This is a genomic window from Pyramidobacter sp. C12-8 (genome assembly GCF_002007215.1).
Classification (GTDB): domain Bacteria; phylum Synergistota; class Synergistia; order Synergistales; family Dethiosulfovibrionaceae; genus Pyramidobacter.
The window spans coordinates 1-981 of sequence record NZ_MUHX01000071.1 but is presented as its reverse complement, the minus strand read 5'-3'; the positions used below and the strand labels follow the sequence as shown (position 1 = coordinate 981).

Annotated in this window: 1 pseudogene; it reads right to left on the bottom strand. The window is 58.9% G+C overall.

Annotated features, from left to right (window positions below):
* Positions 1-633, bottom strand: a pseudogene (locus tag B0D78_RS12110) (hypothetical protein); the annotation flags it as partial.
* Between the last annotated feature and the right edge of the window lie 348 nt (positions 634-981).

The window sequence follows — 981 nt, the reverse complement described above, 5'->3', positions numbered from 1 at the left end:
CAGGCCGGTGATCTGACGGGTGACGCGCATACTGGCAGGGGTCGAAGAGCTGGTGTCGCCCACAGAAAGAGCCGCGCGCGTGGCTCTCCATTCTCGACCGTCTGAAGAGTTGCCCAGATATCCGAGCTGCCCCGCCTCTGTATCAGCTTTCGAGTAGCTGCCAAGGGCGACGCCGTCGGCAACAGTTACCTGACCGCCGATGGCAATGCCATGTGTGGCGGCTGTGGATGTCGTTCCCATCAGCGCCAGCGAGTCTTGCCCATCTGTTTCTGCATGAAAGCCCAGTGCAGTGGAACGCATACCTTTCGCTTTTGCGTTACTTCCGATCGCGAAAGATACACCACCCGTGGCTTTCGCATTACACCCTATCGCGTAACTTTCGTCGTCGGTCGCCCAAGCCTCGTACCCTATCGCCACGGAATGATGGCCAAGCGCCTTGGCGGAAGTTCCTATCACAGACTCTGACACACTTCCCAACACGGCGCCCGAGCCAATCCTCAGATGATCCCCGGTAACGTCGACACCAAGAGCGCTCCCCGCTCCCGTCGTTCCTCCCAGCGCCAGCGCCAGAAGCAGGGCCGCCGCCTTTCGTCCGAAAGGCGGCTTCCGCCGTCCCGTAACTTTCACTTTCATCTTCATGACCTCCCCGAAATATGCGCCGCGCCGTCCCGCTTTTTCGGCGCTCCGTCCGGCGCGACGCTTGTGGTAGCATACAATAAGCTACTCTAAGAACGTTCACAATCATATCGTACCCCCCCCCCGCGTAAAGATTACTTACTGTATGTATCAGCCTCCCGTCCGCAGCGGAGGGCGCCGCCGCGGTTCCCGCGGCGGTCGTCGGCTGCCGCGCCGGGGTCGGCGGATGCCGACGGAAACGGTCAAAATCAACAATTATTTTCAGAATTTATTTACCGAAAAACATCGTTAAAAACAGAAAACTTCATGAAAAACATCGGATCTCCGCCCGGCCCGCGCCGCGGA